Source organism: Arthrobacter sp. S2(2024) (genome assembly GCF_036662515.1).
Classification (GTDB): domain Bacteria; phylum Actinomycetota; class Actinomycetes; order Actinomycetales; family Micrococcaceae; genus Arthrobacter.
This window is the reverse complement of the sequence record NZ_JAYKZI010000003.1, coordinates 413,011-428,744: the sequence shown is the minus strand read 5'-3', so window position 1 is coordinate 428,744 and position 15,734 is coordinate 413,011. Positions and strand designations below refer to the sequence as shown.

Annotated in this window: 14 protein-coding genes; 3 read left to right on the top strand and 11 right to left on the bottom strand. The window is 62.7% G+C overall.

Annotated elements, in window-relative coordinates; all coding sequences use genetic code 11:
• Nucleotides 1–24 precede the first annotated feature (24 nt).
• Nucleotides 25–1,545 carry an L-arabinose isomerase gene (gene araA, locus VLA65_RS08525; protein ID WP_332602230.1) on the top strand — a complete coding sequence of 507 codons (1,521 nt, stop codon included), beginning with the start codon at nt 25–27 and terminating at the stop codon, nt 1,543–1,545.
• A 75-nt stretch (nt 1,546–1,620) separates the two neighbouring features.
• Here the strand turns inward: araA and VLA65_RS08520 are convergent, their stop codons facing one another.
• From VLA65_RS08520 to VLA65_RS08495, 6 genes are all read right to left on the bottom strand, one after another.
• Nucleotides 1,621–1,815, bottom strand: a complete 195-nt coding sequence (locus tag VLA65_RS08520; protein WP_148667707.1) for a hypothetical protein — start codon at nt 1,813–1,815, stop codon at nt 1,621–1,623.
• A gap of 121 nt (nt 1,816–1,936) precedes the next feature.
• Nucleotides 1,937–3,448 (bottom strand): arabinosylfuranosidase ArfA, encoded by a 1,512-nt coding sequence (gene arfA, locus VLA65_RS08515; protein WP_332602229.1) that lies wholly within the window; start codon nt 3,446–3,448, stop codon nt 1,937–1,939.
• Between the two features lie 50 nt (nt 3,449–3,498).
• A complete protein-coding gene (locus tag VLA65_RS08510; RefSeq protein ID WP_059389956.1) occupies nt 3,499–4,398 on the bottom strand; it encodes a carbohydrate ABC transporter permease in 900 nt (299 codons plus the stop codon).
• Nucleotides 4,395–5,381 carry a carbohydrate ABC transporter permease gene (locus tag VLA65_RS08505; RefSeq protein WP_084784670.1) on the bottom strand — a complete coding sequence of 329 codons (987 nt, stop codon included), beginning with the start codon at nt 5,379–5,381 and terminating at the stop codon, nt 4,395–4,397. The genes VLA65_RS08510 and VLA65_RS08505 overlap by 4 nt, the downstream gene beginning before the upstream one ends.
• Before the next feature lie 76 nt (nt 5,382–5,457).
• Nucleotides 5,458–6,810: an ABC transporter substrate-binding protein gene (locus tag VLA65_RS08500; protein ID WP_332602228.1), complete on the bottom strand. Its 1,353-nt coding sequence runs from the start codon at nt 6,808–6,810 to the stop codon at nt 5,458–5,460.
• Between the two features lie 222 nt (nt 6,811–7,032).
• Nucleotides 7,033–8,043 (bottom strand): LacI family DNA-binding transcriptional regulator, encoded by a 1,011-nt coding sequence (locus tag VLA65_RS08495; protein WP_332602227.1) that lies wholly within the window; start codon nt 8,041–8,043, stop codon nt 7,033–7,035.
• Between the two features lie 132 nt (nt 8,044–8,175).
• On the opposite strand from VLA65_RS08495, the gene VLA65_RS08490 reads away from it, so the two are divergent.
• Nucleotides 8,176–8,553 carry a low affinity iron permease family protein gene (locus tag VLA65_RS08490; RefSeq protein WP_059389959.1) on the top strand — a complete coding sequence of 126 codons (378 nt, stop codon included), beginning with the start codon at nt 8,176–8,178 and terminating at the stop codon, nt 8,551–8,553.
• Between the two features lie 31 nt (nt 8,554–8,584).
• Here VLA65_RS08490 and VLA65_RS08485 read toward each other — a convergent pair whose 3' ends face one another.
• Complete coding sequence (locus tag VLA65_RS08485; RefSeq protein WP_148667708.1) at nt 8,585–8,809, bottom strand: hypothetical protein; 225 nt, start codon at nt 8,807–8,809, stop codon at nt 8,585–8,587.
• A 134-nt stretch (nt 8,810–8,943) separates the two neighbouring features.
• Here VLA65_RS08485 and VLA65_RS08480 point away from each other — a divergent pair, with 134 nt between their 5' ends.
• Nucleotides 8,944–10,125 carry a low temperature requirement protein A gene (locus VLA65_RS08480; RefSeq protein WP_332602226.1) on the top strand — a complete coding sequence of 394 codons (1,182 nt, stop codon included), beginning with the start codon at nt 8,944–8,946 and terminating at the stop codon, nt 10,123–10,125.
• Between the two features lie 53 nt (nt 10,126–10,178).
• Here VLA65_RS08480 and VLA65_RS08475 read toward each other — a convergent pair whose 3' ends face one another.
• From VLA65_RS08475 to VLA65_RS08460, 4 genes are read right to left on the bottom strand one after another with little or no spacing between them, the layout of a single operon-like run.
• Complete coding sequence (locus tag VLA65_RS08475) at nt 10,179–11,588, bottom strand: aldehyde dehydrogenase family protein (RefSeq protein ID WP_332602225.1); 1,410 nt, start codon at nt 11,586–11,588, stop codon at nt 10,179–10,181.
• 53 nt (nt 11,589–11,641) lie between these two features.
• Nucleotides 11,642–12,169, bottom strand: coding sequence for a hypothetical protein (locus VLA65_RS08470; RefSeq protein WP_284989073.1), 528 nt, complete (start codon nt 12,167–12,169; stop codon nt 11,642–11,644).
• A 27-nt stretch (nt 12,170–12,196) separates the two neighbouring features.
• Nucleotides 12,197–13,711 (bottom strand): APC family permease, encoded by a 1,515-nt coding sequence (locus VLA65_RS08465; RefSeq protein WP_332602224.1) that lies wholly within the window; start codon nt 13,709–13,711, stop codon nt 12,197–12,199.
• The gene (locus VLA65_RS08460; RefSeq protein ID WP_332602342.1) at nt 13,708–15,639 is read right to left on the bottom strand and encodes a primary-amine oxidase; all 1,932 of its coding nucleotides are present in this window, start codon (nt 15,637–15,639) and stop codon (nt 13,708–13,710) included. The genes VLA65_RS08465 and VLA65_RS08460 overlap by 4 nt, the downstream gene beginning before the upstream one ends.
• Nucleotides 15,640–15,734 lie beyond the last annotated feature (95 nt).

Here is a 15,734-nt window from a genome sequence, read left to right as displayed (position 1 = left end):
CCACGAACCTCCAAGGAGAAACGCATGCCCATCGCCCACAACACGTCCCTCGAACACTACGAAGTGTGGTTCCTCACCGGCAGCCAGCACCTTTACGGCGAGGACGTCCTCAAGCAGGTCGCCGCGCAGTCCCAGGAGATCGCCGCATCACTGAACGCGTCCTCCGATGTTCCGGTCAAGCTCGTCTGGAAGCCCGTGCTGACGGACGCGGACGCGATCCGCCGCACCGCTCTGGAAGCGAACTCGGACGACGCCGTGATCGGCGTTACCGCGTGGATGCACACGTTCAGCCCGGCCAAGATGTGGATCCAGGGACTGGACCTGCTCCGCAAGCCGCTCCTGCACCTGCACACCCAGGCGAACGTGGCCCTGCCGTGGGCGGACATCGACTTCGACTTCATGAACCTGAACCAGGCAGCCCACGGCGACCGCGAATTCGGGTACATCCAGTCCCGCCTCGGCGTGCCGCGGAAGACCGTCGTCGGGCACGTCTCCAACCCCGAGGTCACGCGCCAGGTCGGCGCGTGGCAACGCGCCTCCGCCGGCTGGGCCGCGGTGCGCACCCTCAAGCTGACCCGCTTCGGGGACAACATGCGCAACGTTGCCGTCACAGAAGGGGACAAGACCGAAGCCGAGCTGCGCTTCGGCGTCTCGGTCAACACGTGGTCCGTCAACGAACTCGCCGACGCCGTGCACGGCGCGCCGGAGTACGACGTCGACGCCCTCGTCGCGGAGTACGAGCGCCTCTACGAGGTCGCACCGGAACTGTGCGCCGGCGGTGCCCGGCACGAGTCGCTGCGCTACAGCGCCCGGATCGAACTGGGTCTGCGGTCCTTCCTGGAGGCGAACGGCTCCGCCGCATTCACGACGTCGTTCGAGGACCTGGGCGCGTTGCGCCAGCTTCCCGGCATGGCCGTGCAGCGGCTCATGGCCGACGGCTACGGCTTCGGTGCCGAGGGCGACTGGAAGACCGCGATCCTGGTCCGGGCTGCGAAGGTCATGGGCGGCGGACTGCCCGGTGGCGCCTCGCTCATGGAGGACTACACCTACCACCTGACGCCGGGGGAGGAGAAGATCCTCGGCGCGCACATGCTCGAGGTCTGCCCCTCCCTGACCGCAGCCAAGCCGCGCGTGGAGATCCACCCGCTGGGCATCGGCGGCAAGGAAGATCCCGTCCGCATGGTCTTCGACACCGATGCGGGGCCCGGCGTCGTGGTCGCGCTCTCGGACATGCGCGACCGGTTCCGCCTCGTCGCGAACGCCGTCGACGTCGTCGACCTCGAGGAACCGCTCCCCAACCTCCCGGTCGCGCGTGCACTGTGGGAGCCGAAGCCCGACTTCGCCACCTCCGCCGCCGCGTGGCTCACCGCAGGCGCCGCGCACCACACCGTGCTCTCCACCCAGGTGGGCATGGACGTGTTCGAGGACTTCGCCGAAATCGCCCGGACCGAACTGCTCACCATCGACGACGGCACCACCATCAAACAGTTCAAGAAGGAACTCGCGTGGAACGCCGCCTACTACAAACTCGCCGGCGGGCTGTGAACGGCGAGGGCTTTTAACAAGAAGAAGCCCGGGCTAACGGCGCGTTGCCGTTAACCCGGGTTTTTCCGTATCTCTTTATTCGTGGAACTTCTCACGCGCCTCGCGCTGTTGGCGTTCGAGCTTGGCTTCCGCTTCGGTCCTCCGCTGGCCGACGATGCGCATCTGGTGGGTGGTCGGGTGTTCGTATTCCTCCACGAAAGCGCCCTTTTCCCTCGGAAGGTAATGGCCGGGAGCCGGGGACGCGAGCTTTTGGTCTTCGTTTTCGCTCATGTCAAAATCGTCCCACCGGGCGGCGGCGGGCAAAAGGGGTTCGGCCCATAGTGCCGCAAGTGGAAGCGACATCCCGGTCTTCGGACCGGGATGTCGCTTGCCTTCTCACGAATTCACAAAGTCAGCCGAGGTTCAGGGCCGTCCAGGAGACGGGTGGCAGGGTGATTTCGACGACGCCGTCACGTACTACGGCACTCTTATTCGGGTGCAGCCCGACGCGGTTCGGATCGTTGAGCGTGTTCTTGGCGTATACATCCGCGTCCGAGAGCGTCTGCGCATCCAGGACGATCGCGCTGTCAAGAGCCGTGAGGTCGATGGTGACCGTTGCCTCTTCAGTCCGTGATCGGTTGACCAGGAAGACCGACGTCGCAGCGGCGTCCGCGTCGTAGGTAGCGACCGCGTCGATGAGCGGGACGGCACCGTAAGCGTCAGTGCTGTACTTGTCCGCATCCAGCCTCACGTCCAGGGCGACACCCTTGGCCAGTTTGGAGGTCAACGCGAACGGGAAGAACGTGGTCTGTTTCCACGCGGGACCGCCGGGTTCGGTCATGATGGGAGCGATCACGTTGACGAGCTGCGCCAGGGAGGCGGACGTGACACGGTCGGCGTGCTTAAGCAGTGAGATCAGGAGGTTGCCGAAGACGACGGCGTCGGCTACTGAGTACGTGTCCTCAAGCAGTCGCGGCGCCTTGGGCCAGTTGTCCAGCCCTTCGATTTTGTCCACGTTATGGAACCGTTCGAGGTACCACACATTCCATTCGTCGAAGGAAATGTTGATGGTTTTGGCGCTCCCGTTGACAGCTTTGACGTGGTCCGCCGTCGCTACAACGGATTCAATGAAGTGGTCCATGTCGGTGGCGGAAGCAAGGAACGAGTCCAGGTCACCGTTCTTTTCTTCGTAGTAGGCGTGGCAGGAGATGTAATCAACGTCCTCGTAGGCGTGGGTGAGTACCACGCGCTCCCATTCTCCGAAGGTGGGCATATGGGCGCTCGATGAGCCGCAGACCACAAGTTCAACTGAAGGATCAAGCTGGCGCATTGCCTTCGCGGTCTGCGATGCGATTTTGCCGTAGTCGTCGGCAGAGCGATGGCCCAACTGCCACGGGCCATCCATCTCATTGCCGAGGCACCACATTTTGACGCCAAAGGGCTCCGCCCGGCCATGAGCGGCCCGGCGGTCCGACAGCTCCGTCCCGGAGCGGATGTTGGAGTACTCCAACAAGTCCAAAGCTTCCAGCGTGCCGCGGGTGCCGAGGTTGACGGCCAGCATGAGTTCGCTGCCCACCTTCTCAAGCCAGGTGCTGAACTCGTGCATGCCGATCTCGTTGGTTTCGGTGGAGTGCCACGCGAGGTCGAGTCGGTGGGGGCGCTGTTCCTTGGGCCCAACGCTGTCCTCCCAGCGGAACCCGGAGACGAAGTTGCCGCCCGGATAGCGGATGGTGGAAACACCGAGTTCTTTGACGAGCTCGATCACGTCAGTGCGGAAACCGTCGGCGTCGGCGCTGGGGTGACCGGGTTCGTAGATGCCGTCGTAGACACAGCGTCCAAGGTGTTCAACAAACGAACCGAAGAGGCGGGGATTGACTGCGCCCACTGCGAATTGTGGGTCGATCGTAAGGCGTGCGGAAACCATGGTCTGCTTTCGGTAAGAAGGAGCGGGAAATGAAGAGGTGCTTCAAGGGGCTATTTGAGGCTGCCGAGTGACAGGCCGCCCTGCCAGTACTTCTGCAGGGTGAGGAATGCCACCACGAGGGGAATGATGGAAATGAACGAACCGACGACGATCAGGCTCCAGAGCGAGTGGCCGCCCCCGTTGTTGGACGAAGCCAGCTGCTCCCAGAGCCCTATGCCCACGGTGAGCGGATAGAGCCTCTCCGTGGACAACATGGCCAAGGGCAGGAAGTAGTTGTTCCAGGTCCCAACGACGGAAAGCAGCAGGACGGTCACCAGCGCCGGCCGAAGCAAGGGCAACGAGACTTGGAAGAAGGTGCGGAGTTCACCGGCTCCGTCCACCCTCGCCGCGTCGAGCAGCTCGTCTGGAACCGCTTCTGCGGTGTAAACCCGCATCAGGTAGACGCCGAAGGGGCTAAGCAGCGACGGCAGGATGACCGCCCACACGGTATCGGTCAGCTTGAGGTTGGACATCAGGATGAATGTCGGGATGACCAGCGCCGTCATGGGGACCATCACGGCACCGAGCAACAGTGCGAACGTAAGGTTCCGGCCCCGGAACTTGTACTTGGCAAACCCATAACCGGCCAGGACCGAGATTGCGGTCGCTCCCAGACCGCCGCTGACAGCGTAGAGAAGGGAATTGCCCAGCCACTGTACGTACTCCCCGCCGTTGTAGGCGAAAAGCTCCTGAATGTTCGCGATCAGGTTGAAATTCTTGTCGAACCACATAGCGCCGGACGAGCCCGCGAAAAGTCCTTGGGCGTCTTTCGTGCTGGCGACGAAAAGCCACCAAATGGGAGCCAGGAAATATAGGACCAGGACGCCCAGAAAGGCATGAGCCACCACGTTGCGCCGCCGGGGCCGCGACAGCCGGGTTGCGGCCGGGAGATGTGTTGTCAGCGCACTCATGAGAGGTTGCTCCCTTTCTTGCGGGTGGCGAACATGAAGATGTACACCGCGATGAAGACGACGATGCCGAGGGAGAAGGATATCGCCGAGGCGTAGTTGAACTGGGCGTATCCAAAGGCCAAATTGAACGCGTAGATGTTCGGGGTGAAATCCGGGGTGATGCTGCCGTTGGCTACCGGCCCGAGGATCTGCGGCTCGGAGAAGAACTGCAGCGTCCCGATCAGCGCGAAGATGAGAATGAGCACAAGTGCCGAAGAAACCAGGGGGATCTTGATGCGGAACGCAACCTGCCTTTCGGAGGCCCCATCAATCTTGGCGGCCTCGTAGAGGGTCGGATCGATTCCCTGTAATGCCGCGTAGATGATGATCATGTAATAGCCGGCCCATTGCCACGTCACAACATTGAGAAGGCCGTAGAAGACGTTGTCCTGGCTGAGCAGGAAGGGCGCGGAGGCGTGGAACAGGGAGAAAAACTGCTCGAGGGGGCCGAATGTCGGACTGTAAAGAAAGCCCCACATCAGGGCACCAATGACGGCCGGCACTGCGTACGGCAGGAAGATCATGAGCCGGGAGAACCTTGCGAGCCGGGTGGTGAGGTGGTCGAGCACGAGGGCGGCTGCCAGGGAGACGGCCATCTGGACCGGGATGAGGACCAGGGAGAAGCGGACCACGAACCACACACCCTTGAGGAACTGTGGATCCGAGAAGGCGCGGAGATAGTTCTCCAAACCGCTGAACCGCGTCCCTGTCGCCAGGCCCTTGGTGAACAGGCTGAGGTAGAGGGCGTAGGCAAGCGGAGCAAGAAGGAACGCCACGAAAACTATTCCGAACGGTGCGATGAAGAGCCATCCGGTCCTGGCCCGCCGCGCATTCATCTTGTCGCTGCGGGAGCGGGTCCTGCGTTCGGGCGGGGGCGCGGAATTCACTTTGTCCGGGGTGGAAGTGTGTGGCAACGACGTCACCGTTGACCCGTGAACTGCCATGAGCTGTCCTGCAACTTTCTCTTGATCGATTCCGCCCCGTTCCGCCCACCCGGGGCCGGCGGAACGGGAGGAGCTGTCAGTTGACTGTGAACCCTTGGCTCTTCGCGTAGTTCACCATGATGCCCTGCAGCTCATTGGCTGCTTCGTCCCCGCTGACTTTGCCGGCATTGATCTTGACCGTCTCTGCCTGCAGTTGCGCGTAGTAGTAGACGCTGAACGGGCTGTAACTGAATCCCTTGTAGGCATTTTCGGCCGGTATGTAGATGTCCTTGTTCGCGGTCTGTCCGCCAAAGAAGTCGACGGCGTTGTTGGTGAACGCGTCCGACTTCAACACATTCTGGTTGAGCGGGAAGATCGTTTGGGTCTTCCAGCCGTCCGTCAGCGAGGCGTCGTCGGCGTAGAGGCCCTTGGCGACTTCGGCGGCGAGCTTCTGGTCACCGGCCTGTGAGGTCACGGCAAAGGTGGATCCTCCCCAGTTCACGGAGACCGGGTTGCTTGCATCCCATTGGGGGAGGGGGGCCGCAGCGAATGTTCCCTTCTCGTTGCCCTTACCCACTCCGGACCCGGTGAGGTAGCCGGGAGCCCATGCGGCGGAGATGTACGTGGCGTACTTGCCGCCGATCATTCCTGAAATGTAGTCGGTGGTGAACTGGTCCTGGGTGGCGACCAGGCCCTTCTTCACGAGTCCCGCCCAGTAGTTCAGGACGTCCTTGGCCGGCTGGCTGTCGAGGTGGATGGAGATGTTCTTCTGGTCCGCCAGGTCATAGGTGAAGGGAACGGCGCCCTTTTGGGCCATGAGGGCGGTCAGGGCGGCGGGGACATTGCTGCCAAGGTCTCCGAAAGCAGGCCCGCCGGCGTCCTTGACCTTCTGCGCGGCCGTTTCGTACTCGGCCCACGTCGTCGGCGGCTTGATGCCGTACTTGTCCAGGATGTCCTTACGGTAGATCATGGCCATCGGCCCGCCGTCGACCGGAATGGCGTAGACCGAATCGCCCTGCGAGACGTCCTTCCAGGAACCCGCGCTGAAGTTCTTCTTGACGTCTGCGGCGCCATACTTGCTCAGGTCCACAAGCGCGTTCTGCAATTCAAAACCCGTCAGCTGGTCAGCCTCGAGCATGATCACGTCAGGGGCTCCCTTGCCGGCCTGGATGGCAGTTTGGAACTTCGCGTACTCCGGGCCACCCTGGCCGGCCACGGTCCAGCAGACCTGAACATCGGAGTGGGAGTTGTTGAAGTTGTCGACGACCTTGGCCATGTTGGGGTACCACGCCCACACGGAGACCTTCGGAGCATCGGAATGCACAATCTTGTTTGTGCAATTGGTGGTATTGGAGCCCGCACTGGCGGCATCCGCGCCACCACTGCACCCTGCCAGTGTGGCGGCAAGGGCAGCGGCTGACACTGCTGCGGCAATTGCTTTCTTGTTCACGTAGTTTCCCTTCGGTCGTGCATGGACGTCGTCGTCGGAGGTGGAGCAGCGAGGGCAGGCCGTCTTCCAGCCAATGGATGGTGGTGGGACTTGGACGGACTCGGCGGATGGGGGACAGAGACATTTCCGAGCTTTTACATCGATGTAAGTAATCGTTGTAAATCCATGATGATGTGACTGGACTTACATGTCAAGAAGAAATCGGACGGCGTCTTCGGCGGGCTAGATCGCCGTGGATTCCCGGCTGATGACCTTGAACTCGGCTTCAAACTCGCGGGCAGGCGTTGCTTCGGCCGCGCCGTCGATTCGTTCCAGGAGCATCGCGACGGCGGTCTCGGCGATCTCCCGACGGCCCGGATCTATGGTTGACAACGTCGGGAGTGAATACCGGGTTTCGTCGATGTCGTCAAAGCCGATGATCGCCACATCCTCAGGGATTCTCAGTCCAGCATCCTGCATGACACGCATCGCCCCTAGGGCGATCGAGTCGTTGAAGGCCACGACGCCGTCGAACTCCAGCCCGGACTCCAGGACGTGCCGCATTGCCTGGGCGCCGTCGGAACGGTGCCACGACTGGACATCGATTGCCAGTTCGTCCCGGTAATCCAGCCCCGCCTTCTGCAAGGCGCGGCGGTAACCTTCCAAGCGAAGCCCGGCTGAACCGATGACTTCATTTCGGTGGGCACCAAAAGCGAGTAGTTTCGTTCGTCCGCGTTGGAGGAGGTGGTCGGTAGCTGCCTGCGAAGCCTCGATGTTTTGCATGGTCACGTGGTCCGTGGGGCCGTGAAAGATCCGCTCACCCAGGAGGACCATGGGAGTCGGAATCTCGATGAGGCCTGCGTCTTCCTGGCTCAGGCCGAGCACGCTGTACAGGACGCCATCGACCATTCGCATCCGGGGGCCATGCAGGATCTCCAGCTCGCGCGTCCGGGAGCCTCCGCTTTGCTCGATGATCACCACTTTCCCGCGTTTTGAGGCGGCCGTCATGACGGCATCGGCGAGCTCGGCAAAGTAGGCATTCTTCAGATCCGGGATGATGAGGCTGATGACATCCGTGCGTCCGGACCGCAAGCCCCGGGCCGAGAGATTCGGCTGATAGCCGAGTTTCTCGATGGCCAGCAAAACCCGCTCGCGGGTCTCGGCTTTGATGTTTGGATGGTCATTGATGACGTTCGATACGGTTTTGATAGACACATCGGCCGCCTGGGCCACATCCCGCATGGTAATTGCCACTTTTCCTTCTTCCGCGCACGTCAGCGACCGTCCTTAGCTGAAGATTACAACGTTGGAAAGCGTTTGGGCCGAAACGGCACCGAGCTGCAGGATGGGTAGGTGCCAACCCGGTAGTGGGTGGATGATGGCTGGATGAGCGAAGACAGCGGTTCCCGTCCGGATTTTTTCACCCGGTTCACCACCAAGGTGGCCAAAGTTCTCGGCCACGCCTGGGTGTTCAGCGCGGCAGTAATCATCCTCATTGTTTGGGCGTTTACGGGACCACTCCTGGGATTTTCGGATACCTGGCAGTTGGTCATCAATACCGGCACGACCATCGTGACTTTCTTGATGGTCTTCATCATCCAAAACACCCAGAATAGAGACAGTGCCGCCCTCCACGTGAAGCTCGACGCCGTGATGCGTGAACTCCGGATCACCAACTCCAAGCTTTATCAAGCTGAAGACGAAGGCGAGAAGGAGCTCGAGGAGCAGCGCCGACGCATCGAGCAGGAGGCCGAGTCCGATTAACCGGATCGGGGTCGTGGAGTGCTGGCGGTTCCTACATGAGCCACTGGACCGAGACGTTCATCGCGAGCAGGGCATTCGTCAGCGGCGCAAGTATCGACTCGTCGGCCTCCATGCGGTGCAGCGTCTCGAGGAATTCATCCACCTGGATGTTCGTGAACCCGCCGTCCCGGAGTTGCTGGACGGCAAGCTCGGTATTCTGCTTCCGGGTGTTGCTGAATCGAGGGGTTACCTCTGGCTGTACCGGTTCCGAATCCATTGACTTTGCTTGCCCCCGCAACCTATCCCTGTCGGTATGACGCTCGCGCACAGCGTATTCCTGCATTACGAATGCTACTATCTCGCGGGCCGAACTGGAGCAACGGCAAGTCCGGCAGCCAATAGCATGGGTCAATGATGGATAAGTCGTCGGTTCCTGGCGCGTTGAAACACGAGGTGGCCCGTGACCCTCGCCGCGTCCACTGGATGGAATTGTTCTTCGACCTCGTCTTTGTGGCTTTCGTCGGGCAGCTTGCGCGCGGGATCCACGGCGACCCCGGATGGGCTGAGTTCGGCACCTTCGTCCTGCTTTTCTTTCCGGCGTGGTGGGCTTGGGTGAACATTGTCTCCGTAGTCAACCTCCTGCCAGGTTTGTCATCCCGGGCTCTGGGCGTCGCGATGCTCGCGGCGATGGCGGCGGCGAGCATCATGGCCGCCGCCGCGCCCGGTGCCTTTGGCGAACGTGCTTGGGCCTTTTCGCTGGCCAATGCCGCCATTCGCGTGGTTCTGCTGATCTTGTGGCTGTACCAGCACCGTGAAAATTCGGCCGAATTTCCGTGGCGGATTTGGATCTACAACGGCGGCACGGCCGTCCTCTGGCTCCTCTCCGCCTCCTTGCCTCTCCACATTGCCGTCGTTCTGTGGGCCACCGCGATCGTTGTCGAGATTGGCATGATGGCTCTTAGCGCCCGCCTTTGGCCTGACCGCGGCATCGCTGGCATCAACATCGAGCACGCTTCCGAGCGGCTTGGCTTGTTCGTCATCATTGTGCTCGGCGAGTCCATCTTCACGATCGTCACCGAGGTGTCTGACGATTGGGGCCCGGGCGCAGGCCTACTCGGTGCGCTCGGATTCCTCGTGGTTGCCCTGCTCGGCTGGGCATTCTTCCAATACGGCACGGGGACAGTCACGGCAGGGCTCGAGCGGCTGCAGGCCCGGTCCGATTTCGCCGGGATCCTTCAGACCACGTTGTTCATGCCGTTTCTTCTGGTTTTGGGGGTAACTGCAATCGCCGGGGCCATTGCGACGGCCATTCCAGCCCCCTATGAGCACTTGCCCTTCGGTTCCGGGATTTCTCTCGGGGGAGGTCTGGCCCTCTTCTATGGTTGCAATGCGATCGTGTCGCTTCGCTACGGTCAGCCTCCGCGCGCGGTGCTGCCGTGGGCGGTGCCGACCGTGGTGATCGCCGTGTTGCTCATACCGGTGAGCGCTGTGGTTCCCGCCGCCGTCGCGTTGGCCCTCGCAGTGGTTGTCCTGCTCCTTGTCACCGTCTACGTCGAGATTCAGAGGCGACGGCGGCACGCCCCAACTAGCTGACAGTTGTTGTCGTTCTGGGGCTTCAAAACGACAACAACTGCTAGTCAGTTGGGTCAGCCGTTGATCACCTGGGGGACCCCGAGGGCTTTGAGGCCTTCGACGCCGAATTCCAGGCCATAGCCGGATTGCTTGGCGCCGCCGAAGGGGACCCGCGGGTCGACGTTGCCATGTTTGTTGATCCATACGGTTCCGGCCTCAAGGCGGGCGGCAACGTCACGGGCAGCGTCCAGGTCGGAGGACCAGACGGAGGCGCCGAGTCCGACGTCGAGCGCGTTCGCCATGGCGACGGCCTCGTCCACGGTGCCGTAGCGGATGATGGGCAGGGCCGGGCCGAACTGTTCCTCGGCGACGAGGGGGTTGCTGTTGTCGATGTCGGCTACGAGGGTGGTGGGGTAGAAGTTGCCGGGCTGGCCGTCGTCGGGGTTGCCGCCGAGCAGGATGCGGGCGCCGGAATCGCGGGCGGCATCCACGAGCTCCGCGACGATGTCGTACTGCTGCCGGTTCTGCAGCGGTCCCAGCACGTTCGCCTCGTCTAAGCCAACCCCCATGGGCATCGCGGCGGCAATGGCAGCAAGCTCGGTGCACACTGCTTCATAGAGGGAGTCGTGGACGTAGAGGCGCTTGAGTGCGGCGCAGGTCTGGCCGGTGTTGATGAAGGCACCCCAGAAGAGTCCTTCGGCGATGGCTTTGGGGTCTGCATCGGGCAGGACGATGCCGGCGTCGTTGCCGCCGAGTTCGAGGGTGAGGCGCTTTACCGTGTCCGCGCTGGAGCGGATGATGGCTTTGCCGGTGGCGGTGGATCCGGTGAACATGACCTTGCCGATCGCCGGGTGTTCGGCGAGCCGGGCGCCGACGTCCCGGCCGCCGGAGACCACCGTGAGGAGGCCTTCGGGGAGTTCTTCGTTGATCACGGCGGCCAGGGCCATCACGGACAGGGGTGTGTATTCGGAGGGTTTGACGACGACGGCGTTGCCCATCCGGAGGGCGGGGGCGATCTGCCAGATGGTGATCATCATGGGCCAGTTCCAGGGGCCGATCGCGCCGACGACGCCGATGGGCCGGTAGTGGAGTTCGGCGCGGGTTTCGCCGTCGTCGACGACGGTTTCCACCTCGAGCGGGGTGGCGGCGGTGGCGCGGAGCCAGGCCGCGCAGGCGCCGACTTCGAAGCGGGCGTTGGGGCCGTTGAGCGGTTTGCCTTGCTCGCGGGAGAGCAGGCGGGCAAGTTCCTCGGCGGAGCGTTCGACGGCGTCTGCCGCCCTGAGGAGCGCGGCGGAGCGGACGTCGTGGCCCAGAGCGGCCCACGCTGGTTGGGCTACCTGGGCGGCGGCGACCGCGCGTTCGAGGTCGTCGACCGTGTGAACCGGGGCCTCGCCGACAACGGTGCCCGTGGCGGGGTCGATAATGGTCCGGCTTTCGCCGGTGGTCGGGGTGATTGAAGCGAGGAGGGCGTCGTAGCTTTCCAAGGGTTTACTCCACTCTGAGTTGGTAATGGTTTCTATGGACAAGGCACTTGCGGTCAGACGGCCATCAGGATCATGGCGCCCAAGGCGCCCGCCGAAGAGATCGCCTCAAGCGATGCAGACGCGTGACGACGGTGTCCGCGGCCATTTGGTCGAAGGGTTCGGGCGGCCAGGGCGATTGAGTAGGCGATGACCGCTGCCGCGAGGGCAACTGCCAGGGCCGGATTCGCTCCACCAAGTCCTGAATGCGCATGTGCTTGGTGTACAGAACTTGACGGGACAGTGGGAAGGGTTGTGACGAAAATGGCGAACATGGCCACCATGGACAAGGAGCGGTGTATTTCCATGCCGCCCCGGCGATCCTTGGGCAAGAGCACCAGCGGAAGAGGGGACGTGAGGAGCAGGAGAAGGCCCCACACGACGCCCGGCACAATGCCTGGCCCGACGGTTGTGTCCGCCATCGCAATGAGCATGAGTGCCATCGGCCCCCACTGGCTAAGGTTCCTGACCAATCCTTCACGCATCGGGCTCCAGATTCCGAGGGCACAGCAAGCGAGCATGACGATCGAAAGGGTGGTGTGCATGGTGTTCACCGATCATCAGTCCCGGCGCTACACGGCGTCTTCGTCGCCGAGATGGACGGCCGCCGGCCCCTCCTCGCCGTGACCGATCCGCCGATACACGGCCGGGTTGCTCCGGCGGAGGCGGAACGCCCAGGCGATCCCCACCAGCCCGGGCACGATGATCGTGGCAGGCAGGACGAGCGTCAGCGCATTGGTCTCGTTTTGGCCGAGCAGTACGTTGAAGTTGACCACGATCAGCACGAAGATCGCCGCAAGGAGCACGAACCCCAGGGCAGGGGCGATCAGGCGGGTCCAGATTCCAGCGTCATGCCTGTTCTTGCGGAAGAACCCAATGACCGCCAGCGAGACAACGGTCATCAAGAGGACAAGTCCCATGGCGCCGTCGTTCGTCAGCCACGTGAACATGGTCAGGACAGGGTAGAGGTCGCCCAGCGATGATCCGGTCCCCGCGATGGCGAAAGCCACCGTGACCACGACGGCGATCACCGTCTGGGCGATCGACCCGGCGTAGGGGGCGCCGCTGTGCCGCCGTACTGCGCCCAGCTTGCGCGGCAGGACTTGTTCCCGGCCCAGGGAGAAGAAATAGCGGGCTGCGGCATTGTGGAAGCTGACGAGAGCTGCGAAGAGGCTGGTGACGAAGAGCAGGCGGGCCAGATCGGCGAGAAGTACGCCGGCGTGGTCGCTGAGGAAACCGAACATCAGGTCCGGTCCTTGTTTCGCGGAAGCGTCCACCACTGCGGACGGTCCGGTTCCGACCGCCATGGCCCAGGAGGAAACGGCGTAGAACAAGGCGATGATGGCCACCGCGGTATATGTAGCCCGGGCTACGGTGTGCTTGGGGTCCTTGCTTTCCTCGCCGTAGATCGCGGCCGATTCGAATCCCATGAACGCCGCGATGCCGAAGGAGAGGACCGCCCCGACGCCCGGCACAAAAAGGCTCTGCGTGCTGAGCGGGGCTCCGCTGACTCCCTCGGGGGCCACGGCAAAGCAGACGACGTCGTAGACAATCACCACGAGAAACTCCAGGCCGACGAGCACCCCGAGGACCTTCGCTGACAGGTCCACGCGGTTCACGCCGAGGAATGCGACGACGGCGATGCAGACAAGCACCGGAATCCACCACGGGACGGTGATGCCGAAGCGTTCGTTGATCAGGCTTGAGACGGTGAAGCCGAAGAGGCCGTAGATGCCGACTTGCATCAAGTTGTAGGCCATCAGGGCCACCATGGAAACCCCGACGCCGACCGGCCGGGAGATGCCCTGCGCCACGTAGGAATAGAAGGCGCCGGCGTTGACGACGTACCGGCTCATGGCCGCGTAGCCGACGGCGAACACGGCGAGGGTTCCGCCGAGCAGCAGGAAGGACAGCGGCACGCCAGTGACTCCGGTGACGGCAAACGTCGTCGTCACGCCGCCGGCGAGGACAGTGAGCGGAGCCGAGGCGGCGATGATCATGAAGGTCACCGCAGGGACGCCGAGACGACGTCGATGATGATGAGGTTGGCCCACCTCAGTGGTCTCTTTCCCGGTTGTTAAACTCATTTCTGGGCCTCCATGTGGCAGTGGCCGCCTGAGGCGGGTTTCGACGGCGGAACGTCGAGGACGGGGCTCCGGTCGAAGAAACCTTCGGGGCGGAGTTTGAATCCCACCGTGTCGACGGGCATGATCGGCCAGTCCTCGGGGCGGGGGAAGTGGGTCAGCCCGAAGGTGTGCCATACGACGATGTCTTGTCCGTCGATGTCCCTATCGCGGGCGATGTAGGCCGGCAGTCCGGCTCCTCCGGAGTGCTGGTTGACGAAGTCGCCGCTGGGGTAGCGCTCGTTCTCGTCATAGCGGGTCACCCATAGGTCCTTCGTGGCGAAGGCTGCGCGTTGGGCGATGGACGATTGGGGATCGGCGAGGAGCATGGGATGGCCTTGTCCGTGGAGCTTGTATCCCACGGGGTCGCCCAGGCGGTTGAGTGAGTCGGGATTGGAGATGATCCAGGCCCGTCCCGCCGCCATGTCAGACTCGCGCACGGCCTCCGACTCGCTCTTAAGCACCGTCCGACGGCGGGCGAAGGCGTTGCCCCGTTCGTTGCCTTCTCCCATCGGTACCCGGACGGCGTCCTCTTCCTCGACCCTGTTGCTCAAGCCGTCGATGGCGAAGTCCAGCCGGGCGCTGAAGAGGTGCTGGTGGAAGGGCGCCGCAAGGCCCGGTGCGAGCTCCGAGGCGTACGGGTAGCCCTTTCCGGGGTGGGCGCTCGTGAAGACGACGCCGGTGGCCTTGGCTTCGAACTCGATGGTGCCGTCAAGGTAGAGGTACCAGTAGAAGCCGTAGTCGTAGTTGCCGATAGTCGTGAAGAAGCTGATGACGAGCCTGCGGTTCCGGCGGGTGTAGTTCACGCCGCTCCAGAGGTCGCTGTGCTTGGCGAGGATGCTCCAATCCTCTTCGTGCATGCATATTCCGTTTCGGATTTCCCGTGGCCGGCCGAACGCGTCACTGACTACCGGGCTGAGGTAGGTGATTTCGCCGAGGCAATCGCAGCCGAGCTCGAGCGAGTTGGCGTATTGGCCCACGAGGTATTCGCCGGTATCGAAGTAGTTCTGCCAGGAGCGCACGGGTGAGGGGTCGCCGTATGGCACCACCATTTCGGCGATGGAAGCCCGCTTGAGGATGCTGCGACGGCGATCGACGTCGTCGAACGCTACATTGTGCAGAACGACGCCTTCCCGGACATCGAAGCCGATGTCCAGGCTCCACTTCTCCCACTCGACATGGTTTCCATTGTGGACGGTGAAGCTCGGACCTTCCGGCTGGGTGATGTGGATCGGCTTCTGCGTGGTGCGCATCGGTCCGGTCAGCTCCGGGTCCGTAAAGTTGCCATGTTCTGCCGGCACCGGGACGGCGCCGAAATCCAGGACCTGGTCCACCGTCTTGCTGACGACATCAACGTAGGCAACCAGCCCATCCACGGGGTGGGCCCAGGCGCTGTCCTCGGGGAACTCCTGGACGAATGCCAAGCCGCGCAGAATCCGGCGGCCTTTCTCCTCGGGGTACTCGAAGACGCCGGCCGAAAGGGGAGCGACCCTGACTTTGCTGACGTCGAGGTTCCGGTCAGCCAAGGCCTTGAGCCACCGCTCGTCCTGGGCGAGGATCTCTTCGACCACCTCGAATTCTTCTTCGATGACCGGAAGCTCGCCCGTCACCGAGGTGTCAAGATCTACCTTCGAGACGACTTCCTGGTGTGTCACGGAGACCACGACGTCCTGTGCCGCACCGCTCAAGACGTTGTGCAGGAACGCCCTGAACCTGCGGTCCGGAGTCTCCGTTTCGCCCGCTCCTGAATCGCGAGGGGGATCAAGGAGGCCAAGGTAGGCGATCCGGATGGATCCGTCGAAGAGCCCGGCGTCGGCCAAAATGCCCCTGACGGCCGTGATGTCTTCGGCACTGGTCAAGGCATACGGAGACAGTCCGGCAATCTCAGCCATGTCGGCGATTTCTGGAGAGGAGGTTGTGCTCATGGAAGGCCTTTGTGAGTGGCGGTTTATTTTCTATGTGTGTAGAGAATAGCATCGTGTAATCT

Excerpts from the sequence above, each read along its gene's own strand:
- VLA65_RS08520 (WP_148667707.1), bottom strand. The coding sequence starts at position 1,815 with ATGAGCGAAAACGAAGACCAAAAGCTCGCGTCCCCGGCTCCCGGCCAT.
- VLA65_RS08505 (WP_084784670.1), bottom strand. The coding sequence starts at position 5,381 with ATGGCAGTTCACGGGTCAACGGTGACGTCGTTGCCACACACTTCCACC.
- arfA (WP_332602229.1), bottom strand. The coding sequence starts at position 3,448 with ATGGTTTCCGCACGCCTTACGATCGACCCACAATTCGCAGTGGGCGCA.
- VLA65_RS08480 (WP_332602226.1), top strand. The coding sequence starts at position 8,944 with ATGATGGATAAGTCGTCGGTTCCTGGCGCGTTGAAACACGAGGTGGCC.
- VLA65_RS08510 (WP_059389956.1), bottom strand. The coding sequence starts at position 4,398 with ATGAGTGCGCTGACAACACATCTCCCGGCCGCAACCCGGCTGTCGCGG.
- VLA65_RS08490 (WP_059389959.1), top strand. The coding sequence starts at position 8,176 with ATGAGCGAAGACAGCGGTTCCCGTCCGGATTTTTTCACCCGGTTCACC.
- VLA65_RS08470 (WP_284989073.1), bottom strand. The coding sequence starts at position 12,169 with ATGCACACCACCCTTTCGATCGTCATGCTCGCTTGCTGTGCCCTCGGA.
- araA (WP_332602230.1), top strand. The coding sequence starts at position 25 with ATGCCCATCGCCCACAACACGTCCCTCGAACACTACGAAGTGTGGTTC.
- VLA65_RS08485 (WP_148667708.1), bottom strand. The coding sequence starts at position 8,809 with ATGGATTCGGAACCGGTACAGCCAGAGGTAACCCCTCGATTCAGCAAC.
- VLA65_RS08465 (WP_332602224.1), bottom strand. The coding sequence starts at position 13,711 with ATGAGTTTAACAACCGGGAAAGAGACCACTGAGGTGGGCCAACCTCAT.
- VLA65_RS08460 (WP_332602342.1), bottom strand. The coding sequence starts at position 15,639 with ATGGCTGAGATTGCCGGACTGTCTCCGTATGCCTTGACCAGTGCCGAA.